The sequence below is a fragment of the Brucella pseudogrignonensis genome (assembly GCF_032190615.1).
GTDB classification, from domain to species: Bacteria; Pseudomonadota; Alphaproteobacteria; order Rhizobiales; family Rhizobiaceae; genus Brucella; species Brucella pseudogrignonensis_B.
Genome location: NZ_JAVLAT010000006.1, coordinates 1 through 20,747 on the forward strand (window position 1 = coordinate 1; position 20,747 = coordinate 20,747).

Below are 20,747 nucleotides of genomic sequence, written 5' to 3' on the forward strand. Positions count from 1 at the left end.
ATCGAAGCCCAGACACTATCAGGATCAAAAAGATCGAGCATCGCAATGTTGGGCAGGATGGATACCCAACAGCGCCTAAAGATCGATGGATAGATCGAAGCTTTCATATAGGCGCATAGACGAGCGTTTTGATTGAAGTGTTGCAATGCATCAAAAAAAGATCAAACGCCTCTCAGTGGCCCGATATGGGGCGGTCAGATAGGCCGGGGCGGGGTAAAAGTCTACAGCTGACCGTCAGCCAGACCCGCGTCCCAAGCATTTACACGCATCCGCAATTCATAAAAAGGGTTTAGGCCCGTGAAAGGGCTGAAATGCCACGTCCGCAAACGCCACTTGCTAAGGCGGCGCTAACTGGCGCTGACAAGAAAGACCCGCAACGTTATCGCGACAGAAGTAACCCGAAAGCTTCGGGGCGCGGTATCGGAAAAGCCCCAGATTATCTGAGTAAGAATGCAAAAAAGGCATGGGCAATCTTTGTCGATGAAATCCCGTGGCTGGTCTACGAGGACCGAGCGGCACTAGAGATTGTCAGCATCATGAGGGGGCAGATTATCGAAGGCGCAAGCGATCTGCCTGCTTCATTCTTTGGCAATTACCGCATGGCCGTTTCATCACTAGGCGCAACGCCGGTTGATCGGTCCAAGGTTCACCAGCCACATGAAGAAGCTGATGATGATCCCTTTGCAGAATTTGACGTTAGGCAACATTGAGCTACGCAGATAAGGCGCATCAATACGCCCGTGACGTTGTTTCAGGCGCTATTCCGGCCTGCAAGTATGTCTATCAGGCTTGCCAGCGACAGCTTGACGATCTGGCTAATCCGCCGAAGGGCTATCACTTCGATACCGGAAGGGCAGAGCGCATCTGCCGATTTGTCGAGCTATGCCCACATATCAAAGGCCCGTCAGCTTCACGCGGCGATCTGATGATTTTGGAGCCGTGGCAGCTATTCATCTTGAGCACGTCATTCGGCTGGGTGGATAGTAACGGAAATAGGCGGTTTCGTCGCGTTTATGTGGAAGTCCCCCGCGGTAACGGGAAGTCATCTTTCTCGTCGCCGGTTGGTCTTTACATGCTTGCGCTTGACGGTGAAGCCGGTGCTGAAATCTACTCGGCAGCGACGACACGCGATCAGGCTCGCATTGTTTTCCGCGATGCACAGGCGATGGCAAGAAAGATGCCTGCCTATCGCAATCGGTTTAAGGTCGATGTCAGTGCACAGTCTCTTGTGCAGATGAAAACATCGAGCGCGTTCAAGGCTCTATCCGCTGACGGGCATACGCTTGACGGTTTGAATATTCATCTGGCTATCGTAGACGAGCTTCACGCGCACAAAAGCCGTGATGTTTATGATGTTCTGGAAACAGGGCTTGGCAAACGGCCTCAATCGATGCTGTGGATGATCACCACGGCAGGCAGCAACAAGCACGGTATCTGCTACGAGGTCAGGAAGTTCGTTCTTGATGTTCTGGCTGGCACTGTAGCGGGGGAGGCTGCTGACGCTGTATTCGGAATTATTTACACCATTGACGAGGGCGACGATCCGTTTGCAGAAGAAACTTTGCGGAAGGCAAACCCGAATTGGGGTGTGTCTGTCGATCCTAAGATTGTCTTACAGACGGCAGGCAAGGCCAGACAGGTTGCAACAGCAAGGGCGAATTATCTCACCAAGCATCTGAATGTTTGGGTTGACGCTAATTCGGCGCTGTTTGACACAGACTGGTGGCGCAAATGCGAGGACCGCGATCTTGTTGAGGAAGACTTTGCCAACGACGAATGTGTCATTGGCCTTGATCTGGCAAGTAAGATCGACATTGCAGCGCGTGTAAACCTCTATCGCAGGTTGATAGATGGGAAGGCTCATTATTATGTTTTCCCACGTTTTTACCTACCGAGAGTTGCAATAGAAGAAGATAAGCACCCGATGTATCGCGGGTGGGAGATGCAGGGCGACATAACTGCCACTGCCGGTGAGACAATCGACTTCGGTTCAATCGAGGATGACATCAAGGCGGAAGGTCCGGGATTAAATCTGCAAGCTGTAGCAACTGACCCATGGCAAGCGCAGCAGATGATCCAGAACCTCAAGCGCGATGGAATGCCTGCCGAGGAATATCGGCAAACAGTGGCAACGATGAGCGAGGCGACGAAAACGCTTGATGCTCTCATGCGGGAACAGCGCATTCATCACACCGGAAATGCGGTGATGAACTGGATGATCGGCAATGTTGTCGGGCATTACGATGCAAAAGAGAACGTCTACCCGCGCAAGGAGATGCCTCAAAACAAGATCGACGGTGCGGTGGCGCTAATCATGGCTCTTGGCTGGTTTATTCAGCAGGAAACGGAACATGATGGCATGGATGATTACTTCAAGAGCTTGGCAGGTGCAGCGTGAACCTATTGCGAAAGATGCTGAATGGTTTCGTTGGCGATACGCCTGTTAAGCGGAACCTGACCGTTCGTGAGCCTGACGCTTGGTATCCGGGTGACAGCATCGGCGGGGCCGGGGAGATCATCACTGAAAAGAATGTTCTTGCACTGTCTGCGGTGTGGGCATGTGTGAACCTGATTTCAGGTACAATCTCGTCGTTGCCGCTTATGGTTTATCGCAAGAGTGCTGACGGATCACGCGAGGTCGCAAGCGATCACCCACTCTATGTTGTGCTGCACGACAGCCCGAATTACGACCAGACAGCGGTTGACTTCTGGGACTTCATGGCGGCATCGGTTGAGCTTTGGGGCAATGGTTACGCTCGTGTCAATCGATCAAATGGTAATGTTCGGGTCTTAACTCCTATTCTTCCGGCGCTGATGAGCGTTCAGAAGAAGTCCAACGGCGATCTGATTTACAAGTGGACTGAGGACGGCAAGGCGAACGAAGCCACAGATCGCGAAATCCTGCATATCCGTGGTTTCGGCGGCAACCCACTTGGCGGAGCGTCGACGCTTTACTTCGGTCGCCGTGTGTTTGGCTTATCGCAGGCAGCGGATAGATCAGCCGGATCGATGTTTGAGAACGGTTTGCGACCTTCTGGTGTTCTCAAGTTCGAGAAGTGGCTGAACGATGAGCAGCGCGAGCTTGCCGAACAGAAACTTGCAGCGAAAATCGGAAGCGGCAATGCTGGCAAGCCTATCATCCTAGAGGGCGGCACCGAATGGCAGCAACTGACGATTACGCCAGAAGATGCCCAGATGCTGGAAACCCGCTCATTCTCTATTGAGGAAATCTGTCGGTTCTTCGGTGTGCCTCCGCATATGGTTGGTCACACATCGAAATCGACAAGTTGGGGATCGGGTATTGAAGCGCAAACACTCGGCTTTCAGAAGTTCACACTTCGCCGTCGTTTGAAGCGCATTGAACAGGCACTGATGAAACAGCTCCTGACGCCAGCGGATAAGGCGGCAGGGGTTATCATAGAATTTAACCAAGAAGGCCTTCTGCGGGGCGATACGGCGGGAAGAGCGCGGTTCTACCAGCAGATGACGGCAATCGGCGCGATGACGATCAACGAAGTCCGAGAGCTTGAGAACTTGCCACCTGTCGAGGGCGGAGATGTTCCACGCATGCAGATGCAGAATGTGCCCATTACCGAAGCCGGTGCAGACCGAGAACTGACCCCGCGTCAGAGCGACAACGAGGAATAATCTCGATGAAAACCAAAGACTTTGCCTTGCAGGTTAAAGACCTGTCGGAAGACGGCACCTTTACGGGTTACGGCTCGGTCAACGGCAATGTTGACAGCTATGGCGAGCGGGTAATGCCCGGTGCTTTCGCTGGCAGTCTCGCTAAGCATAAGCGCGAAGGCACAAGCGTTCTGATGCTTTGGCAGCATAACCCGAATGAACCGATCGGTATCTGGGATGATCTTGCTGAGGATGCAAAAGGCCTTTGGGGTAAGGGCCGCTTGATCATGGAAGTGCAGAAGGCTCGTGAAGTCCATGCGCTCATGAAGGCGAATGCTATCGGTGGTCTTTCCATCGGGTACCGAGAAATCAAAGCCACTCCTGACGGCAATGTGCGCAATCTGGATGAATTGGACCTGCGGGAAATCTCCCCGGTTTCTTTCCCAGCCAATCGCCGCGCCCGTATCGAGGCAGTGAAATCTGAACGCATGGATGAGTTTGCCAGACGCCTCCGCGATGGCGACCCCATGCCGATCAAAGAATTTGAGGACATCTTGCGAGAGGCAGGGGTTCCAAAAAGCATGGCATGCGCGATTGCCTCGCATGGTTATGCAAAGGCCGTTCTGGGTGATCCAGAGGGCGAAAAGGCAAGCGACGCAACCGCATTCTTAAAAGCATTGCGCGGTTAAATCTCACCCTCTTTGTCCAGAAAGGACATTATCAATGAGCGACAATAAAACAGCAGAGCAGCTTGCTCTGGAGGTTAAGGCTGACTTCGAGAAGAAGTTTGACAGCGTCAAGGAAATCGCTGAACAGGCCGTGGCTGAAGCCAAGAAGAATGGCGACATCAGCGAGAGCCTCAAGGCAAAGGCTGACGAAAGCCTTACCGCCATGAATGAACTCAAGGCACGTCTTGACGATTTCGAGCAGAAGGCAGCACGCGGCGGTGGCGAAGGCGACCGGGAAAAGTCGATTGGTGAGCAGTTCGTTGAAAACGACAAGGTCAAGGAATTTCTCGGTCAGGCGAACCCTCGCGGTCGCATCGACATTCAGACCAAGGCCACGCTGACCACGGCAACCACGAACGCCGCCGGTTCCGTTGGCGCTGCAATTCAGACCACCCGACTTCCCGGCATTCTTGAGCTGCCCCAGCGCCGTCTGACTATCCGTGATCTGCTCTCGCAGGGTCAGATGGACGGCGGTTCACTGGAATACGTCAAGGAAAAGGGTTTCAACAACCGCGCCGCTGGCGTGGCTGAAGGTGCGGCAAAGCCAAACTCGGATATTCAGTTCGAGCTGGTAACGACCTCTGCCAAGGTCATTGCACACTGGATGAAGGCTTCCCGTCAGGTGCTGTCTGACGTGTCACAGCTTCGCTCGATCATTGATCAGCGCTTGCTGTACGGTCTGGCATACGTTGAAGAAAACCAGCTTCTCAACGGTGACGGCACAGGCCAGAACCTGCTCGGCATCATCCCGCAGTCGACAGCGTTCGCTATCCCTGCCGGGACAACCATGCCAGCAACTGTTACCGGCATTGATCGTCTTCGTGTGGCGATGCTTCAGGCGGCGCTTGCTGAATATCCAGCAACCGGCCATGTCCTCAATCCGATTGATTGGACGTCGATTGAACTGCTCAAGGACACTCAGGGCCGTTACATCATCGGCAATCCGCAGGGTACGCTTTCGCCTACTCTTTGGGGCCTTCCTGTTGTCACCACTCAGGCGGTTGCGGCTGGTAAGTTCCTCACCGGTGCGTTCAAGCTTGGTGCGCAGATTTTCGACCGCTGGCAGGCACGTGTTGAAGTCGCAACTGAGAATGAAGACGACTTCATCAAGAACCTTGTCACCATCCTTGCTGAAGAACGTCTCGCTCTGGCTGTCTATCGTCCAGAAGCGTTCATCTACGGCGATGTGAACGCGGCTCCGGGTGGCGGCGAATAAGTTCTGATCAAATCGACGGGCAGTTAACGCTGCCCGTTTCTTGATCTGAAGGAGATTGCCATGAAAACCTATGAAGTTTTACGCCGTCATCAGGGTGATAAATTCTATGAACCCGGCGATGAACGACAGGCATCCGAAACTGATGTGTCGCATTTGGTGAAGAATGGCGTTTTGAAGGAAAAGTCCGAGGAAAAGCCGAAGAATAAGGCTGAAGGTCGGGCAGAAAAGAACAAAGGCGGTTGATAAATGCTGCTTCCTGTCCGCACACAAGCGCCAGCAGACCTACCGGTATCGCTTGAAGAAGCTCGTCAACATCTGATTGTGTCGGGTTTCACCGATGATGATAACCAGATCACGCGCTTTATTCAGGCCGCGACCGATCATCTTGAGCGTACGCTTAACATCGCGCTTGTCACTCAGACGTGGAAGCAATCGTTTTGCTCGTTTAATAGCTTCCTGCGGCTGCGTATGGGGCCAGTGGCTAGCGTTGAGGCCGTGAAGTACTTCGACACCGATAATGTGGAGAAAACCGTTTCAGAGGCCTCCTACAAGACGCTGGACTATGCCTGCGGAACAGTTCTTTCGCTCGCTTACGGTAACTCGTGGCCCGCTACTGTAGCCCGCGCCGATGCGGTCACTATCGAATACAAGGCAGGGACAGCCCCGGCAGACGTGCCAGCCTCTCTCAAGGCGGCAATCCTGATGCATGTTGGGCTGATGTACTCATACCGAGGCGACCCAGAAGGCCCACGGATTGAGAGCAATCAAGCCTATGAAGCTCTTATCTGGCCGTTTCGCCGTCCGAAGGTGTAATCATGGCTAGATTAGGATCAGGGCAACTTCGTTCATCTATCACCTTCAGCACCATCACCGAAGTGCCGGACGGGCATGGTGGTTTCGAGCCGACCCCGACCGATTTCACAGTCCGCGGCAATATCCGGTATCTGCGGGGAGGGGAAACGGTTCAGGCGGCAAGGTTGACGGGTAAGCAGCCGGTTGTTGTCACGGTGCGCAGAAGTAGCCAGACGGCAGCTTTGACCACTGATGACGGTATGCGTGATGCGCGCACCGGAACCGAGTACCAGATCAGGGCAATTGTCCCGACCGAGGATCGGCAGTTTATGGAAATTACAGCGGAAAGCGGGGTGGCGACATGAGTGTTTCCGTCTCATTCCAAGACCTGATTATTTCCACGCTCAAGGCCAACGCGAAGGTTTCGGCACTTGTCGGTGATCGTGTGTATGACGGCCCACCTGAAAAGCCGACATTTCCATATATCTCGATGGGCGCGAGTGATTTTCGCACCGATGATGCTGATTGCATCAATAGCCGTGAAGAAACAATCCAGATTGATTGCTGGGTGCGCAAGAATGGCCGGAAATGGCCGTGCAAAGAGATTGTTGACGCCATTGTAGGCGCTTTGAGAAACACCACTGGTGAGCTGTTAAGCGGCGCTCTTGTGGGTCTTAATATCGAATTGTCGCGTGTTTTGGATGATCCAGACGGTATAACCGCTCATGGCATTGTGCAAGTCACCGGACTGATTGACGAGGAATGGGAAGATGGTTGAGGGCTTAGACCGGCTCAAGCGAAAGCTTACTAAGACCATTCCGCAGGCTGTATTCGATGCGACGATCAAAGCAATGGAGCAAGGTGCTGGCGAAGTCGTCAGTATGATGCGTCGATTGGCACCGAAAGATACGGGTGCACTTGCACAGACGATCAACTGGACGTGGGGCGATGCGCCGAAAGGCTCAATGGTCCTCGGCAAGTCAGCACCGACACGCGACGGTTTGGTGATCACGATCTACGCTGGCGATACGTCAACGATGGTTGGTGAACGTGAGCAATTCCAGCTTGCCAGACTTCAAGAGTTCGGCACCCAGCACATGAAGGCCAGCCCGTATTTCTTCCCATCATGGCGCACGTTGCGAAAGCGTGTCCGGGGCAGGGTTACGCGCCAGATGCGCAAAGCAGTCAGAGACGGAGCGAAATAATGGCTTGGGCAATCTTTAAAGTGGAATGCAACTGGTCGCGTCCTCGCAGCCGGTATTCGTTCAACGCCAAGGCTTCGCCGGAACCGCAAGAACGTCCGCAAGACTTCATTGATTACTGCGTATCGAAAGGCTGGGCCGAAGCGGTCGCAAGCCCGACACGCGATCAGAAACGCGCCCTGAAAGGCCGTAAACGGGCTTAGCCCAATCACCTGAAACCGGGCCTCAAGCCCTATCAAGGCTGGCGTATTGCTGGCCCGTTTTCGCATGGAGAAATAACATGGCCGTTAAGCCAATTACCGCAGAATTTCAGCATCTTGTTGTTGAGATTGAAACAGATGTCGAGGGTACTTTCTCGAAGATTTGCGGCATCACACAGCGCGGTATCAACCGCCAGCACAACATGCAGACAACGGAAGTACCCGCCGATTGTGAAGATGAAAGCCTGCCAGCTGTTGTTGAACGTGCTGTTCAGTCCTCGGAAGTTACAATCTCAGGTACTGGCGTATGGGCCAGCCAGAGCCATCAAATGATGCTTGATTGGTGGTATTCGGGCGGTAAGAAGACAATTCGTGTTCAGCACGTCAATTCTGCTGTTGGTGACACAGAATATGAAACAGGATCAGCGATCCTCGTGTACCTCAACAATGCCGTTGAAAAAGGCCAAAAGGTATCGGCTGAAATCGAAATTCAGTTCGACGGATTGCCAACCCGTACCGCTAAGGCTGCGTAATGGCGAAGGCTCTCACATGGGCTGGCGGAGAGCATGATTTTGAACTCCGCCTTGTACACCTTCGCGCCCTGCAAGACAAATGCGATGCAGGGCCGCAATGGATATTGATGCGGCTCACTTCCAAGCAATGGTTCATTGATGATGTGATCCAGCCTATCCGCCTCGGTCTTGAAGGCGGCGGCATGGAAAAAGAAGCCGCTCGTAAGCTTGTCCAGAAATTCGTTGAAGATCGACCGCTCACATTGTCAGTGCTGACTGCGCAGGCTGTGTTGATGGTTGCACTCTTTGGCGATGAGGATGATCAGCCGGGGGAGCGGAAAGCGGGGGCGAAGAAGACCCGAACCCGCTCCCGCGCGGAAAGTGGAAATTCAACCGCTTCTACCAATGGGCCGGAATAATCCATCGCGACATCGGCAAGATGACGCTTTGGGAATTTCGCTGTGCGGTTGAAGGCTTCAAAGCCGCCAATGCGACCGAAGAAAAAGCCGCTCCCGGTATGAGCGACGATCAACTTGCAGAACTTGGAATTGAGGGCTTCTGATGGCGACTGACGTTGAACGCCTTGTCGTGGCTATGGAGGCCCGCACGGCCTCTTTTGAAAAGGCGCTCAACCGGGCAAATGGCGTTGCTAATCAACGCGCTCGCCAGATCGAGAAGCGCTTTTCCACGATGAACGACAACATCAGTCGTTCATTTCAGAATATGCTTCGTGCTGGTGCTGCGATCGGTGGCCTTGGCATTGGTGTAAGTGAAATCCAGCGTATGGCTGACACTTGGACTGATTTGTCCTCTCGTGTAGGCCTTGCTGTCGGGGATATGGATAAAGCTCCTCAGGTAATGGAGCGTATCTATGACATGGCGCAGCGCACCTATTCCGGTATGCAAAACACGGCTGAAAGCTTTCTCACAAATGCGGGCGCTCTCAAAGAGCTTGGTTACAATACCAATCAGCAGCTTGATTACACCGAAGCATTGAATAACGCGCTCGTGGTGTCAGGCGCTAAGTCTGATCGCGCAGCTCGTGTGATTGACGCTCTCGGCAAGTCGATGGCGGCGGGTAAGCTTCAAGGCGACAACCTGAATACGGTGATTGAAGTTGGTGGACGTGTTGCCGAAGTGCTTGCCGCCCAGCTCGGCATTGGTGTCAATCAGCTTCGCGAAGCAGGCAAGGAAGGCAAGATCACCGGTGACGTGATCTACAAGGCTTTGACCACGCGCTTGCAGGAACTGACAGCCGAAGCCGAGAGCATGCCTGCAACTATATCTGACGGGTTTCAGAAGGTCGCCAACGGCTTATTGAAGTTCGTCGGGACAATGGATCAGGCGTCTGGCGTTTCTGCTACTATCGCGCAAGGACTGGTTTTTGTCGGTGATAACTTCGAGCATGTTGCATTAGCAGCAGCGGCAGCGGCGACAGTTCTTCTGGGGCAGTATGTTCCGGCGATGGCACGAGTGGCGCTGGCAGGCGCGACGATGGTTGCAACTAACCCGTTCTTGCTTCTGATTACCGCGATTAGCTCGGCTACGTTCGCTCTCTCGGCGTTCGGTGACCAGATCCAGCCGATTGCAGGCGATATGGCTAATCTTCAGGATTACGCCTCGGTAGCATGGGAAACCATCAGTCAGGGCGCAATGGATGTTGCGTCACTTGTTCGCGATGATCTTCTAGGGGCGCTAAACCTGATATCCGATGCATTAGGCGGCAATGAGGTTAGCTGGGAAGATGTTTGGGAAACAACCAAGGGTGCAGCAAATAACATTATCGGTGCTGTTGGCCTTCTCTACGATACCACCGTAACGACATTTACTAAGCTGCCCGGTGCTGTTGCCGAAGCCGTCATTAATGCCATGAACTCGATGATTGCAGGCATAGAAAGCGGGCTTCAAACAGTTTTAAATGGCATCAACCGCGTTGCATCTGCGTTGAATGCCCTAGACCGGTTTGTCGGCGTCGCACCGATACTGCCAGAAGATATGACAGTAAATCTTGGTAGGCTTGATAACTCATTCGCGGGAGCTGGTAAGGCTGCTGGCGATGCATATGGCAAGGCTTTGACAAAAGCCGCTCAAGATCACCTTGGGAAGCTTGGCGAGAATTGGCGACAGTCTGCAAATGCCAGAGCGAGGGAAAGGACTGCCAATAGTAAAGATAACGACCTAGTTGCGCCGACAAGAAGTTCAGGCGGCGGCGGTTCGTCAAATGGTGGAGCAGGCGGATCGTCTGGTGGCGGCAAGGGGCGCAAAGGTGGAGGTAGGTCTCGACCTGATGAACTACAGCGCGAAATCGAGCAGATCAAAGAGCGCACAGCATCCCTACAGGCAGAAACGGCAGCTCAAGCCCAGATTAACCCACTGATTGATGATTACGATTACGCAATCACTAAGGCCCGCGCCACGCAAGAACTGTTGAATGCTGCCAAGAAAGCTGGGATTGAAATTACCCCAGCTTTGAAAGAGCAGATTGAGGGTTTGGCAGAAGGTTATGCCAATGCCACGGTTGAAGCTAATAAGCTCGCAGAAAGCCAAGAGCATGCGCGTGAATTGTCGGACTTCTTGAAAGGCTCCATGATGGATGCTTTTCAGTCGATGATCCCGGCCATTGAAACCGGCAATTCGGCGCTTGATAAATTCCTGAATACGCTCATTGAGGCCGTCATGCAGGCAACCTTGCTTGGCAAAGGTCCACTGGCTGGCATCTTCGGCGGCGGTGGGTCGGGGATATTCGGCGGTATTGGCAAGCTGCTTGGTTTCGACAAAGGCGGCTATACTGGCTCTGGTGGAAAATACGAACCGGCTGGCGTGGTTCATAAAGGCGAATATGTCTTTGACCAAGACGCGGTTCGCGCAGCTGGTGGGCCTGCCGCTTTGGATGCGATGCGCCGTGGCCTGAAAGGCTATGCCAACGGTGGTTATGTCGGCCCGTTGCCAACATCAAATGCACCGACCGCGCCCGGTATCAAAGGTATGCGGGGGCAGGGTTCAAACGAAACAATACGCATCATGTTGCAAGATGACAGTGGGCGAATGGCTAAAATCGCCGATCAGCGAATTCAGACGGCATCCGGTGCGATTGTACAGGTTTCTGTTCAGCAAAGCACCCGAACCGTTCAGCAGTCGCTACCGTCAATGATAGCCGACGCTCAAACAAGAAACATGTGAGGCCATGTAATGGTGACACCTATTTGGCCTCGTTCTGTGCTTAAGCCCAAACGAGCATCATTCAATATTGCCTCGCGCACATTGGCGGGGCCGTCGAGTGTGTCCGGTTTATCTCAGGTTTCCGCGTCTGATGCTGGTATATGGAAGGCAACATTTGCAGATATCATCATCAAACGTGGTTCATCAGCGGTTCTGGCATACCGTGCGATAGCCATGCTGCTTGAAGGCAAGTTGCATCCAATCCTTCTCCCGCGCTGTGGTGCTTATCAGCCATACGAGCCGGATTGGAGCAGCCTGCTTAAGGGCGTTCCGCATTCCGATACCAGCCCCTTTAGTGACGCTGGCCTATATCGCTCTCGCGCCATCGATATTCGCTTGATCAGCAACATTCCATTGCGTGGCACAACAGCAAATGTCGCCCTTGTTACGGCAGGTCAATTGCAACCGGGGCAGGATTTCTCAGTCGGTGAGCGCATGTATCGTATCCGTACCGTACAGATGACGGGCGACAAGTCAGCAGCCATCACTTTCAGGCCTCCTGCGCGTGAAGCTGTTTCTGCGGGTACTGAGATGGAATTCGATAATCCAATTTGCCGAATGCGTCTCGCAAGCGATGCGGAAATGGACATGGATCTAGACTTAGTCGCTCCATGGTCTTTCCACACCGTCAATTTCATTGAGGACGTGTGATGGCTTTTTTTACGAGCGCAGAACTCATTGAATTTTCTAAGCGCCAAGTGCGACTGGATTTGCTTGTTGAGTTTCGTTTTGCCTCTGAAACCATGCGAGTATGGAACGGCAATACCGCACTTGAGACAGGCGGGAACCGATATGAGCCGATGTATGGCTTTGGTTTGGTGGATGGGCTTGGAATGTCTTCAACGACAGCTGCACAGAATGTGACATTCCAACTGAGCGGATTGCCGGATACGACGCTGAATTTCCTTGCCGCTGCGCTCAACGCAAATGATGAGGTCGATCAACGCATAGTGGTCGTGTCGATCCAGCTATTTGACGAGGAATGGCAACCTTTGGGAACGCCTGCTCCGATCTGGTGGGGCTTCATGCAGCCGCCGCGTATTAGTCGGACCGAAATGCAGGGATCTGAAGGCGCTATTCAGTCAATTTCGATGACTGCTGAAAATGCATTCTTCAACCGCTCGCGTCCGGCCTTTGGCCGATACACCGACCGCGATCAGCAACGCCGTTCAGGTGGTGATAAGTTCTGCCAGTTTGTCGGTTCACTGCTTTTTAAATCCTTTAAGTATCCCGACTACTGATCTCATGCACATTGATGAATTTGTTGCTGCCGAAGCGCGAAAGCCCTTCCGCTGGGGCGAGACCGATTGTGTCTCGACTGCTGACAGATGGGTGCGAAACCGTACCGGGTTGTCACCTCTCGCGTGGATGGGTCGGCAATACAGAGATGAAGCGGAAGCTTCGGCAATCCTGTCTGTGCGGGGTTGCTTTCCCATACTTGTGAACCGCGCCATGCGCTCGCAAGGGTTTGAAAAGACGGCATCGCCGGTATGCGGTGATGTTGGTCTGATTATCCATAATCAAAAACTGTGTGTGGCTATACATGCCGAAACGATCTGGTTTTCTCATGATGAAACCGGATTGATCGGTGCACCGCTCGATGCAATCTGGAAAGCTTGGAGAATTCAATGCCAGTAGCGATTTCTGGATTGATTGCAGCGATTGCAGGTACTGGCGTAATCGGTGCTGCTTTGCAGACAGGTCTTGCGGCAATCACTATGTTTGCGGGTACGACATTAGGTGGGTTGGCTCTATCGCTAGGTTTTTCATATCTTGCCTCCTCCCTCTTTCGGCCATCCCAACCAAAACCTGAAGATGTTCAACAGCAGGTGCGGCAAGCAACGCCCGTTCGTGTTCGTCACTATGGTCGGGTCAAAACCTCTGGTGCATGGATATTCGCGGAAGCCAAGCAAGGCATCTTCCATAAAGTGCTGGCGGTCAATCAAGGAGAGATTGACGCTGTCGAGGAATACTGGATTGATGACCATCAGGTTGTTGTTGATGCGGATGGATGGGTACGAACCGGGCCATGGGGAGATTGGTGGGATTTGCGCATTCAGGTGCGTTTAGGTCTGCCAACTGAGACAAATTATCAAAGCCTGACTTCGACCTTTACAGAATGGACGTCTGATCATCGTGGCGATGGCATTGCATCGCTTTATGCCATGCAGGATGCCGTCAATGACGATGATTACCTTTCATACTTCCCCAATGGCGTGAACACTAATTATCGGCTGGTTATTCGCGCCTCCAAGGTGAAAAACCCCAGCACAGGTGTCGTTGCATGGGATGACAATGCAGCATCCATCATTCGGGATTTCATGACGCACAGTGACGGCATGCGCTTGCCGGAAAGCCTATTCACAACGCCTTTAGCTCAAGCCGGCTGGGTCGCAGCGTATAATCGCGCAGGACAAGCCATTGAACTCGCAGCTGGTGGCACTGAGCCGCGTTATCGCCTCTGGGGATCATACCAGCTCAATGAGCGTCCTGCTGATGTTCTGGGGCGTATGCTGGCTTGCTGCGATGGTCGTTTGGTTCCAACTCCAGACGGTGGGTTAACGCTTGACATAGGCGAATGGGCAGAGCCGACAGTCATCCTCACAGCTGATGCAATTACGGGCTTTTCTGATGTGGGTCGCGGTCGAGATGTTATGACGACTGCGAACACCATTCGCGCTACGTTTCTGGATCCTACACAAGATTATCAGTCTACGGATGCGGATCCTTGGGCGGATGAGGATGCTGTATCAGAGCGCGGTGAAGAGGCCAAAGACGTTCAATTCAACATGGCTCCATCGCACAGTCAGGCGCGTCGCTTGATGAAGCTTGAATGGTTTCGTGCAAATCCGAATTGGGTTGGCACCTTCAATACTAACCTGATGGGATTAGCAGCATTTGGAGAGCGCTTCATTCGCATTCATTATTCCCTTTTTGGGATCGATAGCGTCTTCGAGGTGCTAGACTTCAAGTTCATTATCGGTGAAGGCGGTATTCTGCAAGGCGCAACCATTCAAGTGCAGTCCATGCCATCAACCGCATATCAGTGGGATAGCTCTCAAGAGGGCGAGGCACCTGTGTCATCTGAGACAGATGTCGATGATGGTATCCCTGTCCCAGCCGCTCCAGTCATTGCAATAAAGGCTGGCCCTTCCGCTGAATTGACCTTCTCTCCAAGCTCAAGTGTTCTGTTGAACTATATGGTGCGTTGGAGAAAGACCTCAGACACCGAATGGACAGTTTACGGCCCCTTAGCAAACGAAGCTCAAAGCCTCACAATTCCGAACCTTGCAGCAGCCACGCAATACGAATTCCAGATGGCGCTGCGCACTGAAAAGGGACGCCTCGGTTCATATGGGCCAAGTGCCGTCGAAACAACACCGGCAGTGGATAGCTAACTTACTGAAACAATTAGACCAAAATCCCCCTGCTAAAGCGGGGCGCTTTGCTATGGAGCAATCGATGGGAAATATTAAGGAACTCGGCGACAAAGCTTTCCGTGATTACGTCAATGATGGCGTTCCGTCGAGTGGAGCCAATAATCCAAAGAAAGCCGAAATCCGTCAATTTATATCCGAGATTGACAGACAAGTTGATGAGCTTTCTGTGTCTGGTGATACCGTTACGAAGGCAACATGGGCGCAGCTCTCAGCTGTAGCAGGCACAAGAAACGGCCAACGTGGTTATGTCGAAGCTGACAGCGGAACACACACGGACCCGGTTGTCGGTGGCACGGTCCAGAATAATGGCATCTATACGTGGTCCACGTCGCCTGCCGGTTGGCGCTGGCTGCGCTTTGATGACTATAACGCGCTTCGCATAGATGCAAAACGAAAAGGCATCGTGCAGGCGCAGGCTAATATCAGTCAAGTTAGCTTTGACGGTACGCAAATAGTCGTCACTATCGGCGATGGTCGAGCATGGGAAGGTTCTGACGGCGTAGCTGCTACTGCGTTCAGTGGCGGTACTTTTAGTTTAACCACGAATATCGGTTTAGTACTCGATCTGGATGCGCCGCTTGTTAATGGTAAAATTCCTGTCAGTGTCAGGAGTTATGTATCAACTATAGTTAATGGCCCGAACGGGTTCGTTGACGACAATAAAGTGCTTTTGTTGGGGCTGGCGAATTCTTCATCTTCTCCAGTTTTCATCGGATTATTGGCAGAACAGGCTGCTGTTCTCTATTGGAGGCAGGTGCCCAAATACCCCCAAGATCAGATACTGGTACGGCGGCTCAGTTCAGGCGGTCAGGGTGATCTATTATACGTTTCTATGAAGTCATCTAACAGCAACAGCGACCAGTATATCAACTATCGTATGCAACGCCTTTTAAGTGTTTCAAAACAATCGGATGTGTGGCGGCTTTCTGGCGTTTATATTGCACCCAGAGTGTCGCCGTTAAGCATTCCGATAGGCGCAGCATTACAAGTACTTGAGGCACAGTCCGAGGTTGAGTTCGCCGTAAAACAGGCGGGGAAACCTGATTTTATGGGCGGTTTAGCTCATGGGTATGAGAAACAGTTTAGCACGTTTATGCTCGTGGATGGCAAGATGGCTAACATGACACCCGGAGGTGACACGACAATTGCCGCTAAGCAGGTAGAGGTTGTCTCTAAATCCACAATATATGAATACGGAAGCGATCCATTGAAGCCGGTGGGTATTGTCTCGAAACGCTGGAAGTTTGAATATCCCTGGGTGGAGATCAGCACACACGTGACGTGGTCAGCGGATTTGGATGTTGATGCTTGTTATCTTGCAATGTTACCGGTCAAGCGCTTAGCTAATGACGGGGTGACGCAAGTAACAGATACGGCAATACGATCACCTGAATGGGTGCTAGAAGATGTTTCGACTGCTGGTTTCGAACAAGTTATAACGCAAGCTGATCGCTACCGGATATGGGGAGGCACCGGATACTCTGCCGAAGTGGAGATGCTTGAAGGATGGGATCAGCTTAACCGTAAGTCATACATATCGAATTCGCCCGGGTATAACAAAATTTATTTTGATCGATACGGGAATGTCGGCGCAGGAACCGTCACACCAGTGCAGTCCGGCGACACCATGACATGTCGATGGAGATTTAGATTAGACTTTGACGGGTGAAGCGATCAATTGGATAAGTAATCACCGCTTGTTATCGGGGTAAAACAGCTTCTAACAGGCGGGTCCAAGTACCCTTGACCAAATATGGTCAGAGGCAACTTTTTGTCCTTGATATGAGCGAACAAATAGAGAGGAAGCGGCTCATTGGGGAAATGATAAATATATTGCCCAACCTCTAATTGAAGCGATGAAACGTCATCGAACGAGAGAACCGGTAATTTTCGCTGTGCTAATATCGCTTCATTTAGATCGGACATGAGTATCCTCTGGTAAATTATAGAGAGATTGTATTCAGCGTCGGCTTGCCCGTCCAGCGGATTTGTCGGCGCCTCAGATAAAAACTGTTGTCATCCGATCTGTGGCGCGGCGCTAGCGATTTTGTCTTTTTGTGCCAAAGCTAACGACGGTCTGCCCAGAATGTGCCGCCGTGCCACACCTACCTCAGAACCGCTGATTTAACAGCTTCAATTCTTTTAAAATTTTCGCCTGACCGCCCACTGAGGCGGTTTTTTGTGCCGAAAGGAAATCACCTCGGCAAGCGCCACATGAGATAGCTAGCTAAAGCAAAAGCAAAAAATGCTGAACCCAAGAGCCAAAACTCAGGTTGTATGTTTTCTAAAATATTCATGCACGCCCCCACGTAACCCCTAACCGTGGCATCAATATTTCAGTGAGGTAGTGGTCACAAGTGGGTGTAACTGTCGCACTTTTCAAAAGTAAACCCCAGATGCTGGCGGGCGATCTGGGGCTACGCCTTGCACGATGCGGGTAGCATCAAAGCGCAATAGCAGCATCTCACAAAAATAGGAAAACACAATGGCACGACGCATCAACGCGGCGGGGCTTTCGCTCATCCAGCAATGGGAAGGGCTTAAGCTGACCGCTTATAAAGACGTGGCTGGTATCTGGACGATTGGCTACGGGCATACGTCCGCAGCTGGATCACCAACGGTCACACCGGGAATGACGATCACGAAGGCCGAGGCTTCGCGCATTCTGCAGAACGATCTAGCGAAGTTTGAAGCGCGGGTTGAACGTCTGGTCAAGGTTCCACTTACTGACAATCAGTTCGCTGTACTGAGCTCCTTCGACTACAACACCGGCGCGCTTCACAAATCGACGTTGCTCAAAAAGCTGAACAAAGGCGATTACGATGCAGTACCGGGCGAGCTTGCCAAGTGGGTGAATGCCGGCGGCAAGAAGGTGCAGGGGCTTGTGAACCGGCGTGCTGCCGAAGCTGGCTTATGGGCCAAGGGTGCCTTTGTCTCTTCAAACACAGTTACAGCGACGACGAAGGCCAACAAAACAGACGTTGCAACAATCGGCGGCACGGGCGCAGCGGGTGCGGCGGCAACTGTTGGGCCGGTCATTCCAGAGATTGTAAGCACGATTTCAAATCAGCAGGATGAGCTTTCGAGCGGTCAGTGGGTGCGTGTTGCAATTGCGGCTGTAATTGTCGGGCTTACTCTCTGGGGCATATATCGAAAGATCAAATCATGATCTGGGCGCTAATCCCCAACCGGTTGAAGATCGTCGCCGCCGCTGTTCTGGCGGCATTTTTGTGTCTGGCTGCTGGATATGCGGCCGGAACAATCAAAGAGCGTCAGCGGTCAGCATTGGCCGCAGCAGAAGCAACCGCAAAGGCAATCCAAAAGAGGGCGGATATAGATGAGGAAGTTATCAATATGGATGCTGTTGCTCTGTGCAAGCGCCTTGGCGGGGTGCGCGAGCAATGCGACGAACTGCGCGGGCTGGAAGCAGATAAGCCTTAAGCCTGACACTGCCGTCTATCTCGCCGGTAACGATCTAAAGGCGGGGCAGGGGATTGCAGGACATAATCAATTCGGGAAATCGCGGGGCTGCTGGTAATGACAATCCCGAAATTTCAGTGGACCATAAATCTTAATACCGTTTTACAGGTGATAACTCTTGCCGGGGTTGTCGGTGGATGGATTTACATATGGGCCAATACAGAGCGAGATATTGACGAGCTTCAAGCGTGGCGCGTCGATCATGAGCTTTTGCACAAAGAGCGCCTCGCAGATGTGAAGGCAAATGAAGCCCGGCAGGATGAGCGCATGAAAGGTATCGAAGCCGATGTGCGTAAGTTAACTGGTATCACTGATAATCTTGCCTACAGGGTTGCAGCCAACGAACAGGCCACGTCAAACACGTCTGAGACTGTCAGTAAAATTCAGGACACGCTCGCGCAACTTGGCGGCGACATGCGTGTTGTGAAAGAGATATTGCAGAGGATCGAAGCAGGACAGAAGAAGGGGCATTAACTTATTCGTCCGGGTCGGTTCCGCTCTCACCCATGTAAACGCCATGAGCCGCTTGAAGCATGACCTTTGCTGCTTCCAATCGGTCCCACCCTGCGGCCTCGGCTTCGTCTAAGGCATCGACAACCTTTGCCGCCATTTCTGCCTCACATTCGAGATTACGATCCGGATATTTGCCTTCGCGCCTTGGTCTGTTCATTGCATCCTCCTGTTTTCCAAGAAGGTAGGGCAACTACGGATTTAGGCTATATCTGCGAGAGATCGGCGTTGAGGCGGTTCGGGATGAAACTCGAGCTTTCCTTGTTCCTGCAAGGTTTCAAACATGAGGACAATTGTGTCAATGGCCTCTTGTTTACTGTCACATAAGCCGTAGGGTAGTTTGGAAAATGGGTTTCGGCTAGCGCTCAGATACCACCCCCACATGCCCGCACTAGGTCCATGTTCATTTCTCAAAAGTCGGGCAAAAGTTCCTCGTTCGCAATAGGCGATAAAATCCCCCGGGGCTGTTTGTCCGCCAATAACGGTGCGCTTCCATTCTAGTTTAATCATCGTTCCGGGTTCCCATAGCTTATGAAGTTTCCGGTTCTATTGCCGCATTTGCTGCATACGATTCGTTTTTCCAGTTCTTCCAGCGTCTGCCATTCACCAAAACGCACGGCCATTAACGGCGCTGTCTTCTCGTAGTGGTGATTGCATTTCGCACAGGTGAACCGGACGACATTGGTGTGTCTCAGGTTCTTAAGGACGGTTTTCATTTAATGACGGTTGGTTTCCAGCCACGAGTAAAGCCCATCGACATTGCAAGGCTGGCATACTCGATCTCTTTGACGAGGAAGTCGCGGTCTTTTAGAAGCGCTTCAATTGCTGCCCGCACATCGCCCTTGTGATATGCAAGTACCAGCTCAATTTCATTGTCATATTCATTTTCTTGCGCAAACGCATTCATTGTACTGCTCCGTTAAAAAGCAGATACACACGCCAATCGTATATCTGTGTTAGTCTCGACCGCCATCGATGTTCTTATTTTGTTCATGCTAGTAGAAAGAGTCAATACGCCGCATGCACGGAAGAAAATTATTTTGCGTGAAGGGTTGGAAGGTGAACCGATTGCCACACCCGACTTAGGTGTGGCGGAACACGTTGAGAACCGATTGCCACACCTTGAAAAATATCAAAGCGTTTTCAATTGCTTATAATGATCTTACAAAAATGTTGGAGGCCTCACCCGGAATCGAACCGGGGTGCAAGGATTTGCAGTCCTCTGCGTAACCACTCCGCCATGAGGCCTTCCGAAGAGCGCTGTCAAATCAGTCAGTACACTCTTGATGAGTTCCAATATTGATCCAGACACGCTTCGTCAAGCCGTTACCGGCAATTGTACGTTTTTTCTCCAAGGCTTTCTAATCAAATGGCTTAATCGCTATTATTCGTCGGGGTCGCGGTCTGATGGGGTTTGTGGTCGTGCGAGATTGCCTTTGGAAAAAGTATAGCCGGTTTCCACTGCATTGCGCCCAAACTTGTTGCGCAAGTTGTCAATTGCACCTTCCGCTACCGCGCGTTTTGTGGCCGCGGTATCAACCAGATCGGGTGGATCGGCACGATCGTCAGCAGATAATTCCCCTACACCAATTCCCAGTAGTCTGAACTTTGTTCCATCGATTTCCTTTTCTAGTAGCTGAAGGCCCGTGCGAAAAATGCGATCCGCAAGTTGCGTGGGGTCTGCGAGCTGGCGATTGCGGGTGCGTAGTTTAAAATCTTGTGTCTTGAGTTTGAGGATGACAGTGCGCCCCGCAATGTCGGCTGTCTTAAGGCGGTGTGAAACCTTTTCCGACAAAGCGCGTAGGACGGGTACGAGATCGT

Annotated in this window: 24 protein-coding genes, 1 tRNA gene and 2 pseudogenes; 23 read left to right on the plus strand and 4 right to left on the minus strand. The window is 52.2% G+C overall.

Annotated features, from left to right (window positions below):
• The first annotated feature begins 311 nt into the window (after positions 1 to 311).
• The 23 genes and pseudogenes from RI570_RS21375 (at position 312) to RI570_RS21485 (ending at position 18,890) form a co-directional block, all read left to right on the plus strand.
• On the plus strand, positions 312 to 710 hold the full coding sequence (locus tag RI570_RS21375; protein WP_313828645.1) for a hypothetical protein: 399 nt from the start codon (positions 312 to 314) through the stop codon (positions 708 to 710).
• Positions 707 to 2,398 (plus strand): terminase large subunit, encoded by a 1,692-nt coding sequence (locus RI570_RS21380; RefSeq protein WP_313828491.1) that lies wholly within the window; start codon positions 707 to 709, stop codon positions 2,396 to 2,398. Before RI570_RS21375 ends, RI570_RS21380 begins: the two co-directional genes overlap by 4 nt.
• On the plus strand, positions 2,395 to 3,648 hold the full coding sequence (locus RI570_RS21385; protein WP_313828492.1) for a phage portal protein: 1,254 nt from the start codon (positions 2,395 to 2,397) through the stop codon (positions 3,646 to 3,648). Before RI570_RS21380 ends, RI570_RS21385 begins: the two co-directional genes overlap by 4 nt.
• A 5-nt stretch (positions 3,649 to 3,653) precedes the next feature.
• Entirely contained in the window at positions 3,654 to 4,316 is a 663-nt protein-coding gene (locus tag RI570_RS21390) for an HK97 family phage prohead protease (protein WP_313826404.1), read from the plus strand.
• A 34-nt stretch (positions 4,317 to 4,350) separates the two neighbouring features.
• Positions 4,351 to 5,571, plus strand: coding sequence for a phage major capsid protein (locus RI570_RS21395; RefSeq protein ID WP_313826405.1), 1,221 nt, complete (start codon positions 4,351 to 4,353; stop codon positions 5,569 to 5,571).
• A gap of 60 nt (positions 5,572 to 5,631) precedes the next feature.
• On the plus strand, positions 5,632 to 5,814 hold the full coding sequence (locus RI570_RS21400) for a hypothetical protein (RefSeq protein ID WP_253177031.1): 183 nt from the start codon (positions 5,632 to 5,634) through the stop codon (positions 5,812 to 5,814).
• A gap of 3 nt (positions 5,815 to 5,817) precedes the next feature.
• Positions 5,818 to 6,384 (plus strand): phage head-tail connector protein, encoded by a 567-nt coding sequence (locus RI570_RS21405; RefSeq protein ID WP_313826406.1) that lies wholly within the window; start codon positions 5,818 to 5,820, stop codon positions 6,382 to 6,384.
• A gap of 2 nt (positions 6,385 to 6,386) precedes the next feature.
• The gene (locus RI570_RS21410; protein ID WP_313826407.1) at positions 6,387 to 6,728 is read left to right on the plus strand and encodes a head-tail adaptor protein; all 342 of its coding nucleotides are present in this window, start codon (positions 6,387 to 6,389) and stop codon (positions 6,726 to 6,728) included.
• A complete protein-coding gene (locus RI570_RS21415; protein WP_313826408.1) occupies positions 6,725 to 7,141 on the plus strand; it encodes a DUF3168 domain-containing protein in 417 nt (138 codons plus the stop codon). Before RI570_RS21410 ends, RI570_RS21415 begins: the two co-directional genes overlap by 4 nt.
• Complete coding sequence (locus RI570_RS21420) at positions 7,134 to 7,568, plus strand: HK97-gp10 family putative phage morphogenesis protein (RefSeq protein ID WP_313826409.1); 435 nt, start codon at positions 7,134 to 7,136, stop codon at positions 7,566 to 7,568. Before RI570_RS21415 ends, RI570_RS21420 begins: the two co-directional genes overlap by 8 nt.
• Entirely contained in the window at positions 7,568 to 7,768 is a 201-nt protein-coding gene (locus tag RI570_RS21425) for a hypothetical protein (RefSeq protein WP_313826410.1), read from the plus strand. Before RI570_RS21420 ends, RI570_RS21425 begins: the two co-directional genes overlap by 1 nt.
• Positions 7,769 to 7,845: 77 nt before the next feature.
• On the plus strand, positions 7,846 to 8,298 hold the full coding sequence (locus RI570_RS21430; RefSeq protein ID WP_313826411.1) for a phage tail tube protein: 453 nt from the start codon (positions 7,846 to 7,848) through the stop codon (positions 8,296 to 8,298).
• On the plus strand, positions 8,298 to 8,696 hold the full coding sequence (locus tag RI570_RS21435) for a gene transfer agent family protein (protein ID WP_313826412.1): 399 nt from the start codon (positions 8,298 to 8,300) through the stop codon (positions 8,694 to 8,696). Before RI570_RS21430 ends, RI570_RS21435 begins: the two co-directional genes overlap by 1 nt.
• Positions 8,697 to 8,716: 20 nt before the next feature.
• Positions 8,717 to 8,839 carry a hypothetical protein gene (locus RI570_RS21440; protein WP_313826413.1) on the plus strand — a complete coding sequence of 41 codons (123 nt, stop codon included), beginning with the start codon at positions 8,717 to 8,719 and terminating at the stop codon, positions 8,837 to 8,839.
• Positions 8,839 to 11,457, plus strand: coding sequence for a tape measure protein (locus RI570_RS21445; protein WP_313826414.1), 2,619 nt, complete (start codon positions 8,839 to 8,841; stop codon positions 11,455 to 11,457). Before RI570_RS21440 ends, RI570_RS21445 begins: the two co-directional genes overlap by 1 nt.
• A 9-nt stretch (positions 11,458 to 11,466) precedes the next feature.
• Positions 11,467 to 12,147 carry a hypothetical protein gene (locus tag RI570_RS21450; RefSeq protein ID WP_313826415.1) on the plus strand — a complete coding sequence of 227 codons (681 nt, stop codon included), beginning with the start codon at positions 11,467 to 11,469 and terminating at the stop codon, positions 12,145 to 12,147.
• Positions 12,147 to 12,737, plus strand: coding sequence for a hypothetical protein (locus RI570_RS21455; protein ID WP_313826416.1), 591 nt, complete (start codon positions 12,147 to 12,149; stop codon positions 12,735 to 12,737). The genes RI570_RS21450 and RI570_RS21455 overlap by 1 nt, the downstream gene beginning before the upstream one ends.
• 4 nt (positions 12,738 to 12,741) lie before the next feature.
• Positions 12,742 to 13,134 carry a DUF6950 family protein gene (locus tag RI570_RS21460; RefSeq protein WP_313826417.1) on the plus strand — a complete coding sequence of 131 codons (393 nt, stop codon included), beginning with the start codon at positions 12,742 to 12,744 and terminating at the stop codon, positions 13,132 to 13,134.
• 1,016 nt (positions 13,135 to 14,150) lie between these two features.
• Positions 14,151 to 14,810: pseudogene (locus tag RI570_RS21760) on the plus strand (fibronectin type III domain-containing protein); the annotation flags it as partial.
• 148 nt (positions 14,811 to 14,958) lie between these two features.
• Positions 14,959 to 16,605 (plus strand): hypothetical protein, encoded by a 1,647-nt coding sequence (locus RI570_RS21470; protein WP_313829996.1) that lies wholly within the window; start codon positions 14,959 to 14,961, stop codon positions 16,603 to 16,605.
• Positions 16,606 to 17,421: 816 nt separating this feature from the next.
• Entirely contained in the window at positions 17,422 to 18,105 is a 684-nt protein-coding gene (locus RI570_RS21475; protein ID WP_313829995.1) for a lysozyme, read from the plus strand.
• Positions 18,102 to 18,377: a hypothetical protein gene (locus RI570_RS21480; RefSeq protein WP_313830089.1), complete on the plus strand. Its 276-nt coding sequence runs from the start codon at positions 18,102 to 18,104 to the stop codon at positions 18,375 to 18,377. Before RI570_RS21475 ends, RI570_RS21480 begins: the two co-directional genes overlap by 4 nt.
• Before the next feature lie 96 nt (positions 18,378 to 18,473).
• On the plus strand, positions 18,474 to 18,890 hold the full coding sequence (locus tag RI570_RS21485) for a hypothetical protein (RefSeq protein WP_313829994.1): 417 nt from the start codon (positions 18,474 to 18,476) through the stop codon (positions 18,888 to 18,890).
• Between the two features lies 1 nt (position 18,891).
• Here the strand turns inward: RI570_RS21485 and RI570_RS21490 are convergent, their stop codons facing one another.
• The 4 genes and pseudogenes from RI570_RS21490 to RI570_RS21505 form a co-directional block, all read right to left on the minus strand.
• Complete coding sequence (locus tag RI570_RS21490) at positions 18,892 to 19,086, minus strand: hypothetical protein (protein WP_313829993.1); 195 nt, start codon at positions 19,084 to 19,086, stop codon at positions 18,892 to 18,894.
• 552 nt (positions 19,087 to 19,638) lie between these two features.
• Entirely contained in the window at positions 19,639 to 19,833 is a 195-nt protein-coding gene (locus RI570_RS21495) for a hypothetical protein (RefSeq protein ID WP_313829992.1), read from the minus strand.
• 267 nt (positions 19,834 to 20,100) lie between these two features.
• Positions 20,101 to 20,174 (minus strand) — tRNA-Cys (locus RI570_RS21500).
• A 136-nt stretch (positions 20,175 to 20,310) separates the two neighbouring features.
• Positions 20,311 to 20,747: pseudogene (locus RI570_RS21505) on the minus strand (DNA polymerase IV); the annotation flags it as partial.